The organism is Luteimonas sp. A482 (genome assembly GCF_054072655.1).
Genome location: NZ_JBSVRO010000003.1, coordinates 307,456 through 328,514, shown reverse-complemented (window position 1 = coordinate 328,514; position 21,059 = coordinate 307,456). Strand labels below are relative to the sequence as shown.

15 protein-coding genes and 1 riboswitch are annotated in these 21,059 nt (G+C 69.7%); of the genes, 9 read left to right on the top strand and 6 right to left on the bottom strand.

Going from position 1 to position 21,059, the window contains the following annotated elements; all coding sequences use genetic code 11:
• Window positions 1-36 precede the first annotated feature (36 nt).
• Window positions 37-912 carry a LysR substrate-binding domain-containing protein gene (locus ACW5DW_RS12150; RefSeq protein ID WP_457019177.1) on the top strand — a complete coding sequence of 292 codons (876 nt, stop codon included), beginning with the start codon at window positions 37-39 and terminating at the stop codon, window positions 910-912.
• Between the two features lie 30 nt (window positions 913-942).
• Here the strand turns inward: ACW5DW_RS12150 and ACW5DW_RS12145 are convergent, their stop codons facing one another.
• Window positions 943-2,622, bottom strand: coding sequence for an alkaline phosphatase (locus tag ACW5DW_RS12145; RefSeq protein ID WP_457019176.1), 1,680 nt, complete (start codon window positions 2,620-2,622; stop codon window positions 943-945).
• 243 nt (window positions 2,623-2,865) lie between these two features.
• Between ACW5DW_RS12145 and ACW5DW_RS12140 the strand changes: the two genes are divergently transcribed.
• The 8 genes from ACW5DW_RS12140 (at window position 2,866) to ACW5DW_RS12105 (ending at window position 14,614) form a co-directional block, all read left to right on the top strand.
• Complete coding sequence (locus ACW5DW_RS12140) at window positions 2,866-5,007, top strand: TonB-dependent receptor (RefSeq protein WP_457019175.1); 2,142 nt, start codon at window positions 2,866-2,868, stop codon at window positions 5,005-5,007.
• A gap of 224 nt (window positions 5,008-5,231) precedes the next feature.
• Complete coding sequence (locus tag ACW5DW_RS12135) at window positions 5,232-6,377, top strand: serine hydrolase domain-containing protein (protein ID WP_457019174.1); 1,146 nt, start codon at window positions 5,232-5,234, stop codon at window positions 6,375-6,377.
• Window positions 6,374-7,372 carry a ribokinase gene (locus ACW5DW_RS12130; RefSeq protein WP_457019173.1) on the top strand — a complete coding sequence of 333 codons (999 nt, stop codon included), beginning with the start codon at window positions 6,374-6,376 and terminating at the stop codon, window positions 7,370-7,372. Before ACW5DW_RS12135 ends, ACW5DW_RS12130 begins: the two co-directional genes overlap by 4 nt.
• A 108-nt stretch (window positions 7,373-7,480) precedes the next feature.
• A complete protein-coding gene (locus tag ACW5DW_RS12125; RefSeq protein ID WP_457019172.1) occupies window positions 7,481-9,682 on the top strand; it encodes a formylglycine-generating enzyme family protein in 2,202 nt (733 codons plus the stop codon).
• Window positions 9,675-11,570: a glycoside hydrolase family 127 protein gene (locus tag ACW5DW_RS12120; protein WP_457019171.1), complete on the top strand. Its 1,896-nt coding sequence runs from the start codon at window positions 9,675-9,677 to the stop codon at window positions 11,568-11,570. Before ACW5DW_RS12125 ends, ACW5DW_RS12120 begins: the two co-directional genes overlap by 8 nt.
• 124 nt (window positions 11,571-11,694) lie before the next feature.
• A complete protein-coding gene (locus ACW5DW_RS12115; RefSeq protein ID WP_457019169.1) occupies window positions 11,695-12,873 on the top strand; it encodes a CaiB/BaiF CoA transferase family protein in 1,179 nt (392 codons plus the stop codon).
• Window positions 12,874-13,023: 150 nt separating this feature from the next.
• The gene (locus ACW5DW_RS12110) at window positions 13,024-13,917 is read left to right on the top strand and encodes a fructose bisphosphate aldolase (protein ID WP_457019168.1); all 894 of its coding nucleotides are present in this window, start codon (window positions 13,024-13,026) and stop codon (window positions 13,915-13,917) included.
• Between the two features lie 67 nt (window positions 13,918-13,984).
• Window positions 13,985-14,614 carry a nicotinamidase gene (locus tag ACW5DW_RS12105; RefSeq protein WP_457019166.1) on the top strand — a complete coding sequence of 210 codons (630 nt, stop codon included), beginning with the start codon at window positions 13,985-13,987 and terminating at the stop codon, window positions 14,612-14,614.
• Window positions 14,615-14,806: 192 nt separating this feature from the next.
• On the opposite strand, the gene purU is transcribed toward ACW5DW_RS12105, so the two are convergent.
• From purU to ACW5DW_RS12080, 5 genes are all read right to left on the bottom strand, one after another.
• Window positions 14,807-15,658, bottom strand: a complete 852-nt coding sequence (purU, locus tag ACW5DW_RS12100; protein ID WP_457019165.1) for a formyltetrahydrofolate deformylase — start codon at window positions 15,656-15,658, stop codon at window positions 14,807-14,809.
• Window positions 15,659-15,796: 138 nt separating this feature from the next.
• Window positions 15,797-16,123, bottom strand: coding sequence for a thioredoxin family protein (locus tag ACW5DW_RS12095; RefSeq protein WP_457019164.1), 327 nt, complete (start codon window positions 16,121-16,123; stop codon window positions 15,797-15,799).
• Window positions 16,095-16,574: a flavodoxin gene (locus ACW5DW_RS12090; protein WP_457019163.1), complete on the bottom strand. Its 480-nt coding sequence runs from the start codon at window positions 16,572-16,574 to the stop codon at window positions 16,095-16,097. Before ACW5DW_RS12090 ends, ACW5DW_RS12095 begins: the two co-directional genes overlap by 29 nt.
• A 160-nt stretch (window positions 16,575-16,734) precedes the next feature.
• Window positions 16,735-17,796 (bottom strand): ribonucleotide-diphosphate reductase subunit beta, encoded by a 1,062-nt coding sequence (locus tag ACW5DW_RS12085; protein ID WP_457019162.1) that lies wholly within the window; start codon window positions 17,794-17,796, stop codon window positions 16,735-16,737.
• 139 nt (window positions 17,797-17,935) lie between these two features.
• Entirely contained in the window at window positions 17,936-20,410 is a 2,475-nt protein-coding gene (locus ACW5DW_RS12080) for a ribonucleoside-diphosphate reductase subunit alpha (protein WP_457019160.1), read from the bottom strand.
• Between the two features lie 168 nt (window positions 20,411-20,578).
• Window positions 20,579-20,805: riboswitch (cobalamin riboswitch) on the bottom strand.
• Between the last annotated feature and the right edge of the window lie 254 nt (window positions 20,806-21,059).

The window sequence follows — 21,059 nt, the reverse complement described above, 5'->3', positions numbered from 1 at the left end:
CTTCCGCCGCATGCGGAGCGCGATCGGGCAGGACAGGTGGATACGCAGTTTCTCTATACGTTCGTGAACGTCGCCGACCGCGGCTCGATGGCGGCGGCGGCGCGCTTCCTCCACATCACCCCCGCGGCGGTGGCGCAGCAGATCCGCACGCTGGAGCGCGAGCTCGGCGTGCCGCTGATCGCGCGCGCCGGGCGCACGGTCAATGTCACCGAAGAGGGCGCGCGCATCCTGGAGCGCGTGCGCGCGGTGCTGCGCGACGTGTCCGACCTGCGCAGCGTCGCCAACGACCGCGCGATTGCCGGCGAACTGCGCCTGGGCGCCTGCCCGACGGTGCTGGTGGGCATGCTGCCGGACGTGCTGGCGCGCATGGTCAGCCGCTTTCCGCAGATCAACGTGTTCATCAAGCCCGGGCACTCGGCCGAGCTCTACGGCGACGTTGAAAGCGGCGAGCTGGATGCGGCGCTGGTGCTGCAGGCGCCGTTCGAGCTGCCCAAGACCTGCCGCTGGGAGCTGCTGCGCGAAGAACCGCTGGTGGTGCTGGTGCCGGAGAAGTTCGCCCACCGCGACCCGCACGAGGTGCTCGCCAGCGAACCGCTGATCCGCTACGACCGCCACCAGTGGGGCGGGCGCCTGGCAGAGGAATACCTGCGTCGCGTCGGCATCGTGCCGCGCGAGCGCTTCGAGCTCAACGCGCTCAACTCCATCGCGGTCATGGTCGACCGCGGCCTGGGCGTGTCGCTGGTGCCGGACTGGCTGCCGCCCTGGCCCGAGGGCCTGCGCTTGGCGCGGCTGCGGCTGCCGGAAGCGAGCGAAGCGCGGCGCATCGGCATCGTGTGGTCGAGCAGCAGCGTGCGCGCACGCGCGGTGGCCGCGCTGCGCGAGGAGTGCCTGAAGGTGTGTGCCACGCTCTAGCGGCGATGCCCGCCGAACCGCGGCGCGGACTCAATCGCGAAACGCGGCCGGATCCGGCAGGCCCACAGGCACGCCTTCGCCGTTGCAGGTGCCGGCGGCGCACAGGCGCTCGCGCAGCCGCGGCGCGGCCTGCACGATCAGGTGGTAGAGCACGTTCTGCTCCATCGTGCCGCGGAACGCATCGCTGCCCGGGCCTAGTGCCCAGACGCCGACGTCCTCGCCGCCGTGGGACTCATCGTGCATCGGCACCAGGACTTCCTGCAGGTAGTCGGGATCGGCGGTGTCCACCCCAGCCAGGTCCGGACGCCCGAGCGCGGCCGAGAAGCCGCCGGGCTTGTGTGGGAAGCGCTTGGGACCGGCCGGCTGGCTGGCGCTTTCACCGACGTAGCCCGAGCCGTTGGCATAGGCCAGGGTGGTGTAGGGCAGGCCGAGGCTGTCGAGCATCTCGCCGTCCTCGTGGCCCTGTGGCGACAGGCGGCCGCGCACGGTGCCCAGGATCGGGTTGCCGCGCGCCGGGTACCCGGCAAAGCTCAGCGTATGGGCGTGGTCGGCGGTGACCACGATCAGCGTGTCCTGCGCCGAGGTCGCCGCCAGCGCCGCTTCCACCGCGCGCGACATGGCGATGGTTTCGTCCAGCGCGCGATAGGCGTTGCCGGCGTGGTGGGCGTGGTCGATGCGCGCGCTTTCCACCAGCAGCACGTATCCGTTCGGGTCGCCCGAGAGTTGCTCGATCGCGATGCCCGTCATCTCCGCCAGGTCGGGCGTGCCGCGTGCACCCGGATCGCGATCGTGGTGGTAGGGCATGTGCTCGGTCGCGAACAGTCCCAGGATCGCGGGCGCGCCGGCGACGCGGCGCAGCTGGCCAGTATCGAGCGCGACCACGCCGCCGGGATGGCGCGCGGCCCATTCGCGCGTCAGGTCGCGGCCATCACGCCTGCGTCCGCGTGCCGCGGCGTCCTGCGCGGATTCGGGAAGGAAGCGCCCAAGGCCGCCGCCCAGCGCCACGCGCGGGCCGCGGCCGGGCGCGAAATCGAGCAACTGCTGCGCGATGTCGCGGCAGCCGGCAGCGATCGCCTCGGCGGGCATCTCGCGATCGCTTTCCCACCCGCGGTTGGGCGTGTGTGCATAGGTGGCGGCCGGCGTAGCGTGGCTCAGGCGCGCGGTGGTGACGATGCCTGTTGCCATGCCTGCGCTGGACGCCAGCCGCAGCCAGGACAGCACATGGTTGGCCTGGCTGCCGGCGCAGTCGCCGACCCGCCCGGCCGAAACGCCGATGGCGCCCATGTGGGTTTTCACGCCGGTGGCGATCGCGGTCATCGTGCCGGCCGAGTCCGGCGTCTGGTGGTCGGTGTTGTAGGTCTTGCTGAGCGCGGTGTACGGGAAATGCTCCCAGGCGAGCAGGTGCTCCTCGCCCTTCAGGTCCTGGCGCTGCCCCTCCATGATCCGTGCGGCGGCCACGGTGGTCAGGCTCATGCCGTCGCCGAGAAAGACGATCACGTTGCGCGCCGCGGCCTTGCCCGCGCCCAGGCGATGCGCGTGCAGCGCGCCATTGCGATACCACCACGCCGCGCTTTCGGCCACGGGGGCGTCGTCGTCCGCGATCACCGCCGCCGGCGCCTGCGTTTTCTGCTGCGGCAGCGGTCGGTGCGTGCAGCCAGCCGCCGACACAGCCAGCAGGGCCACGGTGAATGGGATGCGGAATGGACTCATGCCGGACGTTCCTGTTGCGATGACGTGGGCAGGGCGCTGCGGCTGCGCTGCAGCAACTGGAAGGCGTCCCCGCGACAGTGTTGCTGCGTCGCAACATAGAATGCCTGACATCAAAGGCAATAAAAACTGTCGAGTGAACGTAGCGTTGCGCGGCCCGTGCCGTGTTCACGCGCACCTACCATTCGCTCCGTCCCGGGACCTTCGTCGTCCCGCATTCCAGCAACACATTGGAGCCATCCAGCCATGCTCAAGCCGCTCAGTCTCGCTGTCGCGACGGCGCTAGTCCTCAGCACGCTCCAGCCCGCGCACGCACAGGACGAGGGTGCCGACGCGGGCGCGGACGAATCCAGAGCCACGACTCCGGCGACGCTGGACAACGTAATCGTCACCGGCACGCGGATGCCGCGCGCGGCCGACCGCATCCCCGGCGCCGTCAGCATCATCACCAAGGAGGAAATCGGCAACTCGCTGAGCCTGACCGAGGACGCCACCGCGGTGCTGTCGCGGATGATCCCGGGCTATTCGGAATCCTCGCAGGCGCTGACCAACTCCGGCGAAACCCTGCGCGGCCGCATCGCACTGCGCCTGTTCGACGGCGTGCCGCAGACCTCGCCATTGCGCGAGACCAACCGCGCCGGCAGCTTCACCGACCTCGGCATCGTCGACCGCATCGAGGTGATCAACGGCCCATCCGCGGCCGAAGGCATCGGCGCCGCGGGCGGCATCATCAACTACATCTCCAAGCGCCCGGTGCAGGGCACCGAGGCCAGCTTGACCACGCGCTGGACGACTCAGGGTCACGGCGACAGCGACGGCTGGAAGGTCGGCATGACCGTCGGCCACGGCCAGGACGAATACGACGTGCTGATGTCGGCCTCGTTCGTCGACCGGGGCATGGCCTACGACGGCAACGGTCGCGCGATCGGCATGCGCGGTTCGGGCACGATCAACGACTCCGAGTCAAAGAACCTGTTCCTGAAGTTCGGCATGAACTTCGGTGAAGACGATATGCAGCGCCTGCAGGCCACGATCAGCCGCTTCAATCTGGTGGGCAAGGGCAACTACACCGGCACCGACGGCGACCGCGCCAACGACATCACCAACTCGGTGATCGGCGGTATCCCGGTGGGCGCGCGTCCAGAGTTCAACGACTTCGACCAGTTCCACCTGCAGTACCGTCACGACGATCTGCTCGGCGGCAGCCTGCTGGTCGACGCCTACCGCGCCGACCAGGCGATGCGCTATCCGGCAGAAGACGGCAGCGACCGCCAGGATCCGCTGATCGCACCGCTCGGCGAGTTGTGGGACCAGTCTGAGGTCAACTCCGCCAAGCGCGGCGTGCGCGCCTCCTACGCCCGTCCCGATGCGTTCGGCGTCGAGGGGCTGGAAGTGCGCGGCGGCGTGGACCGTGTCGAGGACACGACCGACCAGCGCCTGGCCCTGACCCAGCGCGTGTGGGTGCCGCCGATGGAATACAACAGCACCGCGCCGTACGCGCAGGTGTCCTACGACACCGACAAGCTGACCCTGAGCGGCGGCGTGCGCCGCGAGAGCGGCGAGCTGTCGATCGACGACTACACCACGACCTACTACAACAACCGCGTGTTCGTGCAAGGCGGGACGCTGGACTACAGCGCCGTGCTGCCCAACGTCGGCATGGTGTGGCGGTTCTCCGACCAGCTGTCGGCCTATGCGTCCTACAGCGAGGGCTTCAGCCTTCCGAACGTGGGCATCCCGCTGCGCAACATCAACACGCCCGGGCAGAGCGTCGCTGGCATCCTCGATCTGCAGGCGATCGTCGTCGAGAACAAGGAAGTGGGCCTCAACTACCGCGGCGACCGGCTGACCGCGGGCATGTCGGCCTACCGCAGCTTCTCCGAGTTCGGGGTGTCGCTGAGCACGGACCCGGTCACCGGCGACTTCATCATGAGGCGTGGACCGGTCGAGATCGACGGCATCGAACTGCTGGGCAGCTACGCCTTCACCAATGATCTGAAGGTCAATGCCATGTACTCGCGCATCCTCGGCAGGACGTGGTGGACGGCGGGCGGACCACTGACCCAACACATGGGTGCCGACGACATCAGCCCGGACAAGTTCGGCCTCAACGTGCAATGGGGCTTCGCGCCCAACGCCGAGGCGGTGCTGTCCTCGACCACCTACCGTGGCCGCTCGCTCAACACCGGTGAACACACCTCGGGGCGGGCGCTGCTCGACCTGACCGTCGGCTATGACACCCGCCGCTTCGGGCGCCTGTCCCTGGGCATCGAGAATCTCCTCGACCGCCAGTACATCCTGTTCGGATCCGAGGCGAGCAACAGCAACGACGACTGGATGGCCGGTCGTGGCCGCATGTACTCGCTGACCCACACGATCACGTTCTGATCGCAAGCCGGCGGCGGACCATGTTCCCGTTGCCACCGCGCCGGGCCGCAGCCGTCGGCCCGACGCTCCGTTTCGGCGGTGCTGCACCACATCGTCTTGCCCTCCCCTGCAGGTCGTGGTGCGGCACGCGCCTTTTACATCACGCAATGCGCCAGACGCTCCTTCGTCTTCTCCTCCTGGTCGCGCTCTGGCCCGGATGTCCCCTCGTCGCCAGCGCGACGCCAGTGCCGGACGCCTCCGACGCCTGGCTGCGCGCGACGGTGCTCGGCGCCGGCTATCCCGGTGCTCACCTGCTGGTGGCCCGCGGCGACGAGGTGCTGGTGGACCTCGCGGCCGGACATGCGGACATCGCGCGCCAACGCCCGTTGCGCGAAGACGCGATCTACCGGATCTATTCGATGACCAAGCCCGTGGTCTCGGCCGCCGTGCTGCGACTGGTGGGCGAAGGCCATGCGGGGCTGGATGATTCGCTGGCATTGCACCTGCCCGCCTTCGAAGGACTGCAGGTGCTTGAAGAGGGACGTCTGCGGGCGCCGGTGCGCGTGCCGACGATCCGCCACCTGCTCACGCACACCGCCGGTTTCGCGGTGACCGGGGCGCAGGCACTGCGCTTGCGCGAGGCGCAACGGCTGGAGGAGAGCGCCGGCCTGGCCGATCTGGTGGAACGCGCTGCGCGGGTGCCGCTGGAGCGCGATCCGGGCACGCGCTTCGTCTACGACGGGCTGGCCACCGATGTGCTGGGCCGGCTGGTGGAGGTCTGGAGCGGCCAGCCGCTGGAAGCCTATCTGCAGGCGGCATTCTTCTCCCCGCTGGGCATGCACGACACCGCGTTCTCGGTGCCGGCCGGCCAGCGTCACCGCGTGGTCGAGATCAGCCGCACCGGTGCAGATGGCCGGCTGCAGTCCGACGACAGGGCGCGTGGCCGTGTGCCCGGCGCGCCGCTGCGCCCGTATTCAAGTGCAGCCGGCGGGCTGTACGCGAGCGCCCACGACTACCTCGCGTTCGCGCGCATGCTGCTCGCGCGTGGCCGCCACGGCGATGACGTGCTGGTACCCCCGGCGCTGGTCGAGGCGATGTTCCGCGACCAGCTCGCGCCGATGGGCCTGGCCCATCCCTGGACCGGCGACACACGCGACCGCGGCTTCGGGCTGGGAATGTCGGTCCTGCTCGACCCGGCGGCGGCCAGCCGCGATGGCGCGCCCGGGCAGGCCGGGTGGAGCGGCGCGGCCTCGACCTATTTCGTCATCGACCCGGCGACCGGCGGCATCGGCCTGCTGATGCTGCAGCACCTGCCCGGCGAGTCGGACAGCGAGTTGCCGCGCGTGGCGCTGCCCTTCTACAACCACGTGCAGCAGGTGCTGGCGCGATGAACGCAATGCCCAGGACCCGGGTGCTGGTGGCCGGCTCGGCCAATCTCGACTTCGTGGTGCGCGCGCCGCGCGCGCCAGCCCCCGGCGAAACCGTGCTCGGCGGCGGACTGCAGACCTTTCCCGGCGGCAAGGGCGCCAACCAGGCTGTGGCCTGTGCGCGTGCCGGCGATGCGCCGACCACGATGCTGGTCGCGCTCGGCGACGATGCGCCCGGCGCGCGCCTGCGCGAGTCGCTGCGCGATGCCGGCGTGGCGCTGGTGGAAAAGCGCGCCGTCGGCGCCGCCAGCGGCGTGGCCTTCATCTGCATCGCCGATTCGGGCGAGAACTCGATCGTGGTCGCGCCCGGCGCCAACGACCTGCTGGCCGCCGAAGACCTGCCGCCGCTTGATGGCATCAGCCACCTGCTGCTGCAGCTGGAAACGCCGCTGGCGAGCGTGACCGCCTACGCCGAATGCGCGCGCGCGGCCGGGGTCACGGTGGTGCTCAACGCCGCGCCGGCGCGGGTGCTGTCGCCGCGACTGCTGGCGGCCATCGACATCCTCGTGGTCAACGAGGGCGAGCTGGCGATGCTGGCCGGCGACACCGCCGACCTGGAGGCTGCGCTGCGGCGCCTGCCGGTGCCCTGCGCCATCGTGACCCTGGGCAGCGCTGGCTGCGTGGCGCGCGCGGGCGCGGCGATCCTGCGCCAGCACGCGTTCGCCGTGGACGTGGTGGATACCACCGCGGCCGGCGATACATTCTGTGGCGCGCTGGTGGCCGCACTGGCGCGTGGCGATGCGCTGGCGCACGCGTTGCGCGAGGCCAGCGCGGCTTCGGCGCTGGCCTGCATCACGGCCGGCGCGCAGTCGAGCATCCCCACCAGGGCGGCGGTGCTCGCGCTGCTCGATGCGGCCGAGTGCGCACACCGGGCCGACGGGACATTCGCGGTGCTGGCCGATCACGCCACGCGGCGCGCGCCTGGCGCGGCATCGCTCGATGACATGGCGCCTGGTTGAGCGCCGCAGGTGCCGGCGACCTGTGCGCCGCACCGATGCGACGAGCGCGCCGCCATGGCGCGATGCCTGCGGGCTGGCCCGCATTCCCCTACGATCACCGGGCACACCATGACCTCTCCCTACGACATCCCCGAACACGATCCCGCCAGCGCCGACCACGGCCCGGCGCCGCTGCGCACCGAACACAAGTTCTCGCACGTCACCACCGGGCGCTACCTGCCCACCCCGGGCAAGGCGCCGGCCTGGCCGTTCGCCGACATCGGCCACTGGATGATCGACGCCAACGAAGGCGGCGCCGACTGGCTGGTCGAACTGCGCGACTGGCGTCGCGAACACCTGGTGCGCATCGGCTACGACGATGCCAACTACCGCCGCCCGGAGCTGCAGTGGGCGCAGCGCAACTTCGTGCACGCGCAGATGATGGTCGAGGACCGCCATTTCTTCGACGTCGAGACCGGGCAGTACACGGTCGACCGCTACCTCGACGATCTCGAGCAGCGTTTCGGCGGCCTGGACTCGGTGCTGATCTGGTACATCTATCCCAACATCGGCGTCGACGACCGCAACCAGTTCGACCTGGCGCACGACCTGCCCGGCGGCCTCGATGGGCTCAAGCGCGCGGTCGATGACTTCCACCGGCGCGGGGTCAAGGTGTTCCTGCCGGCCAAGCCCTGGGACCACGGCACCCGCGACCCGGACTGCACGCACTGGGACGGGCTGGCGGCGATCGTGAAGGCGGTCGGCGCGGACGGCATCAACGGCGACACCTTCAACGGCGTGCCGCGCGCGTTCTTCGACGCCTGCGAGCGGCTCGACCATCCGGTGGTGGTGCAGCCCGAGTCGACGATCAGCGCCGAGGAGCAGCTGATCTGGAACGTGCAGAGCTGGGGCAAGAAGGCGCCCGACGGCCCGGTGCCGCCGGTATCGAAGTGGAAGTGGCTCGAGCCGCGCCACATGGTCAACTACGAGAACCGCTGGGGCCGCGACCGCACCCACGACCTGCAGTACTGCTTCCTCAACGGCATCGGCTACAACGCCTGGGAAAACATCTGGGGCATCTGGAACCAGTTCACGCCGCGCAACGCCGAGGCGCTGCGCCGCATCGCCACCATCTACCGGCAGTTCCCGTCGCTGGTGGTCAGCATGGACTGGGCGCCGTACCAGCTCACCGCACAACGCAACGTGTTCATCAGCCGCTTCCCGGGCGACGGCCGCGTGCTGTGGACCTTGGCCAACCGCAACGAGTACGACGTGGACGGCGAACAGTTCGCCATCGAACACGTCGAAGGCACGCGCTACTACGACGCCTGGCACGGCCGCGCGCTGTCGCCGCGCGTGATCGACGGCCAGGCGCTGGTCGAGCTGTCGCTGGAAGCGCGCGGATTCGGCGCGGTGCTGGCGCTGGCGCCCGACGCCGATGAGGCGGGGCTCGAGGCCTTCCTCGCCACAATCGCCGCGCAGGCGCACACGCCGCTCAACGCCCATTCGGCCGCCTGGCGCCACCTGCCGCAGGCCATCGTGGACGTGGCGCCGACCGCGCCGCAGGCCGCCAAGCCCGAAGGCATGGTCACCGTGCCGGCGGGCGAGTTCCTGTTCAAGGTCGACGGCATCGAGATCGAAGGTTTCAACTGGGCCGGGGTGGACGTGCAATACCCCTGGGAGCCCACGCCGCGCCGCCACCACCACCGGCGCATGCAGCTGGCCGCGTTCCACATCGACCGCCATCCGGTGACCAACGCGCAGTTCCAGCGCTTCGTGCAGGGCAGCGGCTACGTGCCGCGCGATGCGGCCAACTTCCTGCGTCACTGGGTCGACGGCGCGCCGCGCCCGGGCTGGGAGGACAGGCCGGTGACCTGGGTCTCGCTGGAGGACGCGCGCGCCTACGCGGCCTGGGCGGGCAAGCGCCTGCCGCGCGAATGGGAATGGCAGTACGCCGCGCAGGGCGGCGACGGCCGCCTCTACCCCTGGGGTAATGACTGGAACGAGGCCTACGTGCCGCGGGTCAACCGCGGGCGTCGCCTGCTGCCGCCCGACAAGGTGGGGCAGAACCCGCAGGGCGCCTCGCCGTTTGGCGTCGAGGACCTGGTCGGCCATGTCTGGCAGTGGACCGACGAGTTCGTCGACGAGCACACCCGCGCGGCGATCCTGCGCGGCGGCAGCAGCTACCAGCCGCAGACCTCGCACTGGTACTTCCCGCAGGCCTACCGGCTCGACCAGCACGGCAAGTACCTGCTGATGGCGCCGTGCAAGGATCGCTCCGGCACGGTCGGCTTCCGCTGCGTGGTCGACGCGGAGCCGGCCCGTGACTGAGCGCGGCGCGCAGGCGCAGCACTTCGCGCGGCCCGGGCAGGTGCAGCTTGAGGGCGTGCTGGGCGAGGCGCTGGACGCCAACCGGCGCGGCCGGCTGTCGCACTTCATCACCGGCCCGGACAGCCCGGCGATCGCGATCTTCGATCCGCCGCAGCGCGAGCACAACGAGGAAGGCGACTGGTACGGCGAGCACGCCGGCAAGTGGCTGGCGGCCGCGGCCAAGGCCGCCGCGCGCAGCGACGATGCCGCGCTGCGCGAGCGCGTGCTGGCGGTGGCCGACCATCTGGCCGACGTGCAGGCCGACGATGGCTACCTCGGCAACTACGCGCCGCAGCGCCGCTTCATGGTGCCGCAACCGCCCAAGCCGGAAAGCTGGAACGGCGAGCCGGCGCTGCGCACCTGGGACATCTGGACCCACAGCTACCTGCTGCTGGGCCTGGTGGAGGTGTATCGCTGCTTCGGACAGGCGCGCCACCTCGAGGCCGCGCAGCGCATCGCCGACCTGTGCTGGCGCAGCTTCTGCGAAGGCGGACTGGACATCACCAGCGTCGGCAACCACCACGGCATGTCGGCCACGGTGCTGCTCGACCCGGCCGCCGAGCTGCACCTGCTGACCGGCGAGCAGCGCTACCTGGAGCTCGCCGAGCGGGTGCTGGCGCAGGCCAATGCCAACCCCCGGCTGGCCCTGCTGGAGCGCGCGCAGTCGGGCGCCGATCCCTCCGAGATCGCCACCGGCAAGGCCTACCAGCTGTGCTGGAACCTGGTCGGCCTGGCGCGGCTGCACCGTGCCACCGGCCGCGCCGACTACCGCGAGGCGGTCGACCGCCAGTGGCAGGCGATCCGCGACCACCACCTCAGCCTGGGCGGCGGGCCGTTCGGCGGCATCGGCCACCGCTCGCGCGAGGTGTTCAACCCGGCCGGCGTGTTCGACCCGGAGGCCTACGTCGAGACCTGCTCGGTGCTGGCCTGGATCCAGCTCAACCGCGAGCTGCTGGCGATCACCGGCCAGGCGCGCTACGCCGAGGAGATCGAGCGCAGCGCCTACAACGATCTGATCGGCGCGCAGGCGCCCGACGGCGAGGACTGGGTCTACTACTCGTTCGCCAACGGCCGCCGCATCCACACCAACTACTGGCGCTGCTGCAAGTCCAGCGGCGCGATGGCGCTGGAGGAACTGCCGGCGATCGCTTGGGCCGTGGATGCCCAAGGCGTGGTGGTCAACCTGCTGGGACCGGGCGAGGCGCAGCTGGCGCTGCCCGGCGGCGGCAGCGCCAGGCTGCACCAGCGCACCGGTTATCCCTTCGCCGGCACGGTCCGCATCGAAGTCGAACCCGACGCACCGACGCGCTTCCGCCTGCGCCTGCGGGTACCGGCGTGGGCCGACGGCGCGACCCTGGCAGTCGGCGGCGAGCTGGCCGTCGTCGTGGCCGCTGGCGAGTACGCCGACGTCGAGCGCGAGTGGTCGCCCGGTGATGCGCTCGTGCTCAAGCTGCCGATGCGTCCGCGCGTGCACCGGCGCGTGCACCGCAACGTGCAGGAATCGCGCGCGCCCGACGGCTCGCTGGTGCGCCAGCAGGTGGTGCACAACGCCTGGCTGGCGCTGTCGCGCGGTCCGCTGGCCTATGCCACCGGGCTGATCGACGGCTACAAGCCGCGCGAGACCGTGCGCCTGCCCGATGACGACGCCGCGCTGCGCATCGAGGAACTGGCGCCAGCCGAAGGTGCACCGGGCACCCGCCTGCGCCTGCTTTTCGACGACCGCGCGCCGCTCGACTTCGAGCCCTGGTACGCCGTCGACGAGCGCCGCGACCGCAGCTGGCGCCTGACCTGGCTGCACCTGGCGCCGTCGCCCGAGGGGCGCGCCGAGGACGATTGCGGCGCGCTGTGAACATGGCGCCCGCGCTCAAGCAAGATTCCCTGTGCGCTGAAGATAGGCGCCCGCGCTGTCCCGTTGCCGGACCATCGGCAAGACTTGCGAACCCCCGACCATGGACGACCCGCTGGAGGCCCCGTTGAGTCCTGTCTTCCACCCCGACCGCCAGGGCGATGCCGGCCCGCTGGCCGGCGTGCGCGTACTCGACCTGAGCGCCTACATCGCCGGCCCCTACGGCTGCACGCTGCTGGCCGACCAGGGCGCGGACGTGATCAAGATCGAGCCGCCCGGCGGCGACAACCTGCGCAACTACCCGTCCACGCTTGATGCCGAGAGCCGCGCCTTCCTCGGCGTCAACCGCAGCAAGCGCGGCGCATTGCTGGACCTCAAGCGCGACGACGAGCGCGCCGTGCTCTACCGCCTGCTGCGCGAGGCCGACGTGCTGGTGCACAACTTCCGCCCGGGCGTGCCCGAGCGGCTGGGCATCGGCTACGCAACGCTGTCGGCACTGCACCCGCGGCTGGTGTACTGCGCGGTCACCGGCTACGGCGAGAGCGGGCCGCTGAAGGACAAGGCCGGCTACGACCAGGTGCTGCAGACCATGACCGGCATGTGCGCCATGCAGGGCAAGCGCGGTGGCCCGCCGGAGCTGATCTACGGCTCGGTGGTGGACTACTACGCGGCCGCGCTGCTGGCCGCCGGCGTGTCCTCGGCGCTGTACGAGCGCGAGCGCAGCGGGCAGGGCCAGTACGTGGGCGTGTCGCTGTTGCGCAGCGCACTGACCATGCAGTCCGCGCGCATGGTCTGGGCGCAGGGCGAGGACCACGACATCAGCCGCGACATGCGCTCGGGCGGCGTGACCGGCATCCATCCCACCCGCGATGGCTTCCTCTACATTTCGGCCAACACGCCGCGCTTCTGGCGCGCGCTGTGCGCGAAGACCGGCCTGGACGCGCTGGCCGACGACCCGCGCCTGGACAGCGTGCGCAAGCGCGCCCGGCATGCGGACGAGATCCTGCCGCAGCTGCACCAGGCGCTGCAGGCGCACACGGCGCTGCAATGGGAGGAGATCTTCGGCGAGGAGGTGCCGTGTGCGGCGGCGCGCCAGGTCGAAGACATGTTCGACCATCCGCAAGTGCTGGCCGAAGGCATGATCGCGGAGATCCCGCATCCGGTCCTGGGCAGCTACCGCGGCGTGGCGCAGCCGATCCGCTTCGGCCGCACGCCGGGCCCCGAGCCGTTCGCCGCGCCTACCCTGGGCCAGCACACCGGCGAGATCGCGGCCGCGGCCGGCGAGGGCGGCGACAGCGACACCTGAGCTGGAGCGGCGCGCCGGACCCTGCCGCCGGCTCGCACCGCAGCGCACCATGCGCGGCCGCTGCCTTGCCTGCCGGCAGTTGCCTGCGGGCGGCGCTATCATCCCCGGCTCCGGCGCATGTCCCGCCCATCGCACAGGAACACATCGATTGTGACCATCAATCCGCAGCAACGTGACCGCATCGCTTCCGGCAAGGGTTTCATCGCCGCGCTCGACCAGAGCGGGGGCAGCACGCCCAAGGCGCTCAAGCTCTACGGCGTCGAGGAATCGGCCTATTCCAACGAGCAGGAGATGTTCGAGCAGGTGCACGCGATGCGCGCGCGCATCGTCACCAGCCCGGCCTTCAGCGGCGAACGCGTACTCGGTGCGATCCTGTTCGAGCGCACCATGGACGATGATTTCGGCGGCAAGAACGCGGTCGCCTACCTGTGGGAAGACAAGGGCGTGGTGCCGTTCCTGAAGATCGACAAGGGCCTGGCCGACGAGGCCGACGGCGTGCAGAAGATGAAGCCGATCCCGGGCCTGGACGACCTGCTGGCGCGCGCGAAGGCGCGCGGCGTGTTCGGCACCAAGGAGCGCTCGGTGATCAAGGCCAACAACGCCAAGGGCATCGCCGAGGTGCTCGACCAGCAGTTCGAGCTGGGCCGTCAGGTGCTGGACGCGGGCCTGGTGCCGATCATCGAGCCGGAGGTCGACATCAACGCCGCCGACAAGCAGGCGATCGAGGTCGAGCTCAGGCAGGGCCTGCTCGCGCGCCTGGACAAGCTCGATCCATCGTCGCCGGTGATGCTCAAGCTGACCCTGCCCGACGTGGACGGCTACTTCCAGGCGCTGGTCGAGCATCCGGCGGTGCTCAAGGTGGTGGCGCTGTCGGGCGGCTACAGCCGCGACGACGCCAACGCCAGGCTGGCCAGGAACCCGGGCGTGATCGCCAGCTTCAGCCGCGCCCTGACCGAAGGCCTGAGCGCGCAGCAGGATGATGGCGCGTACAACCAGGCGCTTGATGCCTCGATCGGGTCGATCTACCGCGCGTCGATCGCCTGAGGGGATCTAGGTCCGGCCCGGCGCCATGCGCCGCGCCGGGCTCCAGCCTCTTCGCGGGGACGCACCGATGCCCATCCACCCCGATACCACCGCCCTGCTCGTCATCGACCTGCAGCCGGACTTCATGCCCGGCGGCGCGCTGCCGTGCCACGAAGGCGACGCGGTGGTGCCGGGCGTCGCCGCCCTGGTTGCCTCGCGCGCCTACCGCACCGTGGTCGCGACCCAGGACTGGCACCCGCCCGGCCACGCCTCGTTTGCCTCCAGCCACGCCGGCCGCGACCCGTTCGAGACGATCGAACTGCACGGCCACCCGCAGATGCTGTGGCCCGACCACTGCGTGCAGGGCACGCCGGGCGCCGCGCTCGACCCTCGCGTGGATTGGCACCTGGCCGACCTGATCCTGCGCAAGGGCACCCGGGGGCAGGTCGATTCCTACAGTGCCTTCCGCGAGAACATCGGCCCCGACGGCATGCGCCCGCTGACCGGCCTGGCCGGCTGGCTGCGCGAGCGCGGCATCGCCGAAGTGCACCTGTGCGGCCTGGCGCGTGACTACTGCGTGCTGTGGTCGGCGCAGGACGCGGTGGCCGCGGGCTTGCGCGCCTGCGTGCTGTGGAATCTCACCCGGCCGGTGACCCCGGACAGCGACGCGCCCACGCGCGCGGCGCTGCAGGCAGCGGGAGTGGCGCTGGAGGCGTGAGGTTCCCGGGCAGGCGAGAGCGACGGGTCTGACCCGCAGGTGATGTGGATCGATGCGCCCTGTCCCCGGACTGTCATCCCGAGCGCAGCGAGGGATCTTCCATCCGACTCGCTGAAGAAGAGATCCCTCGCTGCGCTCGGGATGACAGTCGTTGCGTATCCGGTGGGCCCTGCGGAGGCGCCTGCCGGCGCCTCAGCGGAACACCACCGTCCGGTGCCCGTTGAGCAGGATCCGGTGCTCCACGTGCAGCCGCACCGCGCGCGCCAGCACCCGCGACTCGACGTCGCTGCCGATGCGGATCAGCGCGGCCGGGGTCATCGCGTGGTCCACGTGCGCCACGTCCTGATCGACGATCGGGCCCTCGTCGAGGTCCGGCGTCACGTAGTGCGCGGTCGCGCCGATGATCTTGACCCCGCGCGCGTGCGCCTGGTGGTAGGGTTGCGCGCCCTTGAAGCTGGGCAGGAAGCTGTGGTGGATGTTGATCGCGCGCCCGGCCAGTGCCGCGCACAGCGCCGGCGAGAGGATCTGCATGTAGCGCGCCAGCACCACCAGGTCGATGCGCTCGCGCTCCACCAGCTCCAGGACCTGCTGTTCCTGCGCCTCGCGCGTCGCCGCGTCGACCGGGAAGTGGTGGAAGGGCACGCCGTAGGACCCGGCCAGCTGTGCATAGTCCGGATGGTTGGAGGCCACTGCGACGATGTCCGCGCGCAGCTGCCGGCTGTGGGTGCGGAACAGCAGGTCGTTGAGGCAGTGGCCCTGCCGGCTCACCAGCACCAGCAGGCGCGCGCGGCGGCGCACGTCGTGCATGTCCCAGGCCATCGCATGGGCGGCGGCCAGCGGTTCGAAGGCCGCGCGCACGATATCGATGTCGCTGGCGGCCGGCACGTCGAAGTGCACGCGCAGGAAGAACCGCCCCGACTCGGCGTCACCGTACTGCTGTGCGTCGAGGATGTTGCAGCCGTGCTCGAACAGCAGCCCCGACACGCGATGGACGATGCCGGTGCGGTCGGGACAGGACAGGACGAGGACGTGGTCGCGGGGCATGGGATTGCCGGCACGGCAGGACAGGCGCGCGACTATGTCACACGCCGTGGCGTCGCACGAAACACCGTTTCCCCCGCAACGACCACGGCCACGCAGCCCGGGTACGCGCAGTGCACCCGGAACCGGCAGGCGCGCTCGCTACAGGCACGAATCCACCGCCTCTTCCAGCTGCGCCGGCGACCGGAAGCCAGCCAGCCGCGCCACTTCGGCGCCATCGCGGAACAGCGAGAGCGTCGGCGTCTGCCGCAGGCCCAGCCCGCGGAAGAATTCCTCGCCCACGTCTTCCAGTTTCACCTTGAGCAGGACCAGATCGCTGGCCGCGGCCTGGTCGGCGAACTTGCGCAGCGACATGTCCAGCATCCTGCAGCCGGGGCAGTCGTGCTTGCCGTAGTCCACAAGCAGGCGTGGATGCGCCTTGATGGCGGCGTGGTAGTCGTCAGGCGATGGCGCGTGCAGGGTCCGCATGTCGTGGGTTCTCGATGCAATTTAGGATGTGATCGGCCCATCGCCGGATCCGGGTCGCGTCGCGTTCGCCATGTGGCATCTGCTCGATCTCCAGACGCGGGAACGACGAATCGAAGAAGTGGGCGATGCGCCGCACCGCGCCGCAGTAATACTCCTCGCCCCACTGCGTCTCGCCGGTACCGAATACCGCCAGTTGCGCCGGCTTGCCCACCGCCTCCACCAGTGCGGCGATGAAGCGCTTCATCGCCGCCGGCGTGCGGCCCGCGTTGTCGGACCAGGCGCCGAGCAGGTAGAGGTCGTGGTGCGGGTCGGGACCGGCCGCGGCCAGCCCGGCGATATCGGTCTCGACCCAGCTCACCGCATGCCCGCGCTGCTCGCAGCGCGCGCGCACCATGCGCGCGACGTCGCGCGTGTTGCCGCTGAGCGAGGTGAAGGCGATCAGGATGCGCATGGCGTAAAGGCGGCTGCCCCGCCCCCTGTAGGAGCGGCTTCAGCCGCGAGCATCAGGGAGGCGCGGCGCCGGATCGGGAGATCGCGGCTGAAGCCGCTCCTACAGGGCAAGATGGCATCACGGGTCGTCCAGTCGCGCGACGGGAGCACCACGACCGGCCTCACAGATCGTCAAATCCGTTGTCCACGTTGGTCTTCTTGTACGACGCATTGCGCATCTCGAAGAAGTCGGTCTTGGTCTCGGTGAAATTGTCGGCGTAGGCCTTGATCCACGGCATCACGTTGTCGGTGGTGTCCGGGTACATCGACTCGATGCCGAGCATGCCGGCCATCTTGTTGGCGCGGTACTTCACGTAGCGGATCATCTCGTCCACGTCGATGCCGTCGATGCCGTCGAGCACCTCGCCGGTCCACTGCGTCTCCAGCTCGATCGCGTGGGCGAAGGCGGTGTGCACGTAGTCGGTCAGCTCGTGGGTCTGCAGCTGCGGGTTCTCGCCGACGATGGCGCGGATCACCTCGCTGATGAACTTGGTGTGGGCCAGCTCGTCGCGGTTGATGAAGCTGATGATCTTGCCGGTGCCGGCCATCCGGTTCTGGCGCACCAGGTTGTAGAAATAGGCGAAGCCGGAATAGAAGTTGATGCCCTCCAGGATCGAGGACTGGACCAGCGCGCGCAGCAGGGTCTCGGCGGTCTTTTCCCGCATGAAGTCGTCGTACGAGGCCATGATCGGCGCGTTGCGCGCGATGATTGTCGGATGCGTCCGTGCGAGCTCGAACACCCGGTTCTGGTTGGCCAGGTCGGTGATCGAGGCCAGCACGTAGCTGTAGCTTTCGTTGTGGATCACTTCCTGCTGGCCGATGATCGCGGCGTTGGCGTGCGCGGCCGGGTCGGTGATGTACTCGGCGACGTTGTAGATGAAGCGTGTCTGCGGCGAGTCGAGCGTGGCCAGCAGGCCGATGATCGAGTCGTAAGCGTTCTTCTCGCGCGCCGACAGCTCCCCGTACTGGCGCGCGTCGCTCTTCATGTCGACCTCGTCCGGAATCCAGAAGTTGGTCGAGAGCTCCTTGTAGGCGCGGTAGAACGACGGATAAGGAATGTCGTTCCAATTGAGGATGCCGGAGGTCTTGCCGTTGATGATCCCGGTGGAACGGTTGGGATGGCGTGGCTCGAGGATGCGGATGCGCTCGAGTGGCGTGGAGGTGCGGGGGGCTGCTGTGGACATGGTGCTATCTCGTCGGTTGTTGTTGCTCCCTCCCCCGCTTGCGGGGGAGGGTTGGGGTGGGGGCGAGCCGGTCGCTTCGAATGCCCCCAATCCGCCTTCGGCACCTTCCCCCGCAAGCGGGGGAAGGGAGATCAGCGCGTCAGCTCGAACACCATTCGCATTCGGTAATGTCGATATCGTTCGAACGCACGTAGTAGGTGGTTTTCAGCCCTTCGCGCCAGGCGCTCATGTGCAGCTCGAGCAGGGTGCTGGCGCGGATGGTCGAGGGCACGTACAGGTTGAAGCTGATCGCCTGGTCGACATGCCGCTGGCGGCGCGCGTTCTGGCGCACGCTGGCGAACTGGTCGAGCTTGTACGCGCCCTTCTCGTAGTACGGCCAGGTCTCCAGCGACAGGCCCGGTGCGGCGACCGGACGCCGGTAGTCCTTCTTCTCCTCGTAGTAGAACGCGGAGTAGATCGGGTCGATCGAGGCGGTGGAGCCGGCGATCTGCGCGGTCGACATGTTCGGCGCGACCGCCAGCAGCCAGCCGTTGCGCAGCCCGTTCACGCCGACCTGCGCGGCCAGGTCCAGCCACTGCGGACTGTGGTAGCCGCGGTCGCGGAAGTAGGCGCCGGTGTGCCAGTCGCTGCCGGTGAACACCGGGTAGGTGCCCTTCTCCTTCGCCAGCGCCATGCTGGCCTGGATGGTCAGGTAGTTGATCCGCTCGTAGAGCGTGTCGCTGAAGTCCTCGGCCGCGGGTTCGTTCCAGTGGATGCCCTTGCGCGCCAGCAGGTGGTGCCAGCCGAAGGTGCCCAGGCCGATCGCGCGGTACTTGCGGTTGGTGATCGTGGCCTGCGGCACCGGCAACGCGTTGAGGTCGATCACGTTGTCGAGCATGCGCACCTGGATCGGGACCAGGCGTTCGAGCACGTCGGTGATCAGGTCGCCCTGGTCTTCGGCCGGCAGCACGGCGCGCCCGAGGTTGATCGAGGACAGGTTGCAGACCACGAAGTCGCCGGCCTGACGCGTGGTCACGATCTGGTTGCCGGAAATGATCTCCTGCATGAGCCGGGTCGCGCTCATGTTCTGCAGGATCTCGGTGCACAGGTTGGACGAGTACACCATGCCCGCATGCTTGTTCGGGTTCTTCCGGTTGACCTCGTCGCGGTAGAACATGAACGGGTTGCCGGTCTCCAGCTGCGACACCATGATCCGCTTGAACAGGTCGATCGCCTTGACCGTCCTGCGGCCGATGCGCTCGTCGTTGACCACCTCCTCGTACTTCTGCCGGAAGCTGCCCTCGCCCCTCGATTCGTCGTAGAAGTCCTGCAGGTACCAGCCCCTGAGCCGCTTCACCTCGTGCGGGTCGAACAGGTACCAGTCGCCGCGGCGTTCCACCGCCTCCATGAACAGGTCGGGGATGCAGACCGAGGTGAACACGTCGTGCGCGCGCAGGCGCTGGTCGCCGTTGTTGAGGCGCAGGTCGAGGAAGGCCTCGATATCGCGGTGCCAGATGTCGAGGTACACCGCGACCGCGCCCTTGCGCTGGCCCAGCTGGTCCACCGATACGGCGGTGTTGTTGAGCTGCTTGATCCACGGCACCACGCCGCCGGACGAATTGGGCACGCCGCGGATCGCCGATCCCGACGAGCGCACGAAGCCCATGTAGGCGCCGACGCCACCACCGCCCTTGGACACGCGCGCGATGTCGGTATTGGAATCGAAGATGCCCTGCAGCGAATCGTCCACCGTGTCGATGAAGCAGCTCGACAGCTGCCCGCCCACCTTGCCCGCGTTCTGCAGCGTCGGCGTGGCCACGGTCATGTACAGGTTCGACAGCGCCCAGTAGGCCTCGCCCACCAGCTGCATGCGCCGCCCGCGCGGCCGCTCGTCCTGCATCAGGTACAGCGCGATGGTCAGCCAGCGCTCCTGCGGCAGTTCGTACACGTTGCGCGCGTGATCGGTGGCCAGGTAGCGCGTGGCCAGCAGGTACAGGCCGTTGTAGGCCAGTAGCCTGTCGCGCCCGGGATCGATCATCTTGCCGGCCTCGATCAACTCTTCCTTGGAGTAGGCGCGCAGGATGTCGTTGGAATAGATGTTGCGGTCGGCCAGCGATTCCTGCAGGCCGACATAGGAGCCGTACTTCTGTTCGACGTCGTAGAAGCGGTTGCGGCCGGCGCGCTTGTACAGGCGATGCAGGTACAGGCGTGCGGCGAACATCTCCCATTCCGGTGCGGCCACGTCGACGCGTGCCTCGGCCTCGCGGATCAGGTGGTCGACCAGATCGTCGGCGTTCACCGCGTCCTTGCGCTCGACGAAGCCCAGCACGCTGCGCTTGTAGTCGGCGATGTCCAGCTGCGGGAACTCGGCGTGGACGCGGTCGATGGCGCGCTCCAGGCGGGCGCGGTCGAAGGGGATGCGGCGGTTGCCGGCTTCCTTGGTGATCCAGGTGGATGCCGCGACGGCGACGGCCGCGGTGTCGGCGCGGCCCGGATCGGCGCCGGGCGCGGGCACGATGTCGTCGCGCGCGTCCGCAATGTCGTGGTCACGGCCCGGCGAGGGCGCGTCGGAGCCGGTGGCGCCGGCGCGCGTTGCGACCGCGATGTCGCCGCGGGTGTCGTGGTGTTGGCTCATGCGTCCTCCATGCGTGGCGCACGGCCGGCCTGTCCCTCGCAGGCGAGCGTGGCGTTGGAGGCAGGGTGGACAGGCGGCGTCGCAGAATCCGGGACTGCGCATGGCGCGGCCCGAACTGCTCCACCAGCCATCTCCCCCCGGAGATTCCGCGGCCGGCACCGCGCGGCGTGCATGCGCGCGGCTGTCGGCAGGTCTTCGGACTCACGGGCCCGGACGCCGTGGCGTCCACCTCCCCCGCCGCTTCCCGGAGCGCAGGCTCCAGTGCTGGTGGCGGGTTCGTTCCCGATTACCGCTGCGGGGCAGTGCCGGACTGGCCGAGCCTTGCGGGCTGGCGTCACCGGCTTCCCTTTTCATCCCCGCACCAGGTGCGGAGAACCGACAGGGCACAAGATAGTGTGGTCGGGTTTTGCGGTCAACCGAAAATGTTGTGGTCTGTGGAACCGACGACCGCCGCGCGCGAACGTCCACGCCTGCCCCGACACGGCCACCCGTGCGCCCTCCACCGAATGCGTGAGATGCGCAGTCGGCCTCCACGTCGGCCAGCCGCGCCCTTCGCGCACCGAATCCGAAACGTCGCGAAGCCTGGCGACTCCCGACAGATGCGCGTCTGTGTGCGCGCCGTGCCTGCATTCACCCCGCTTGGCCTGAA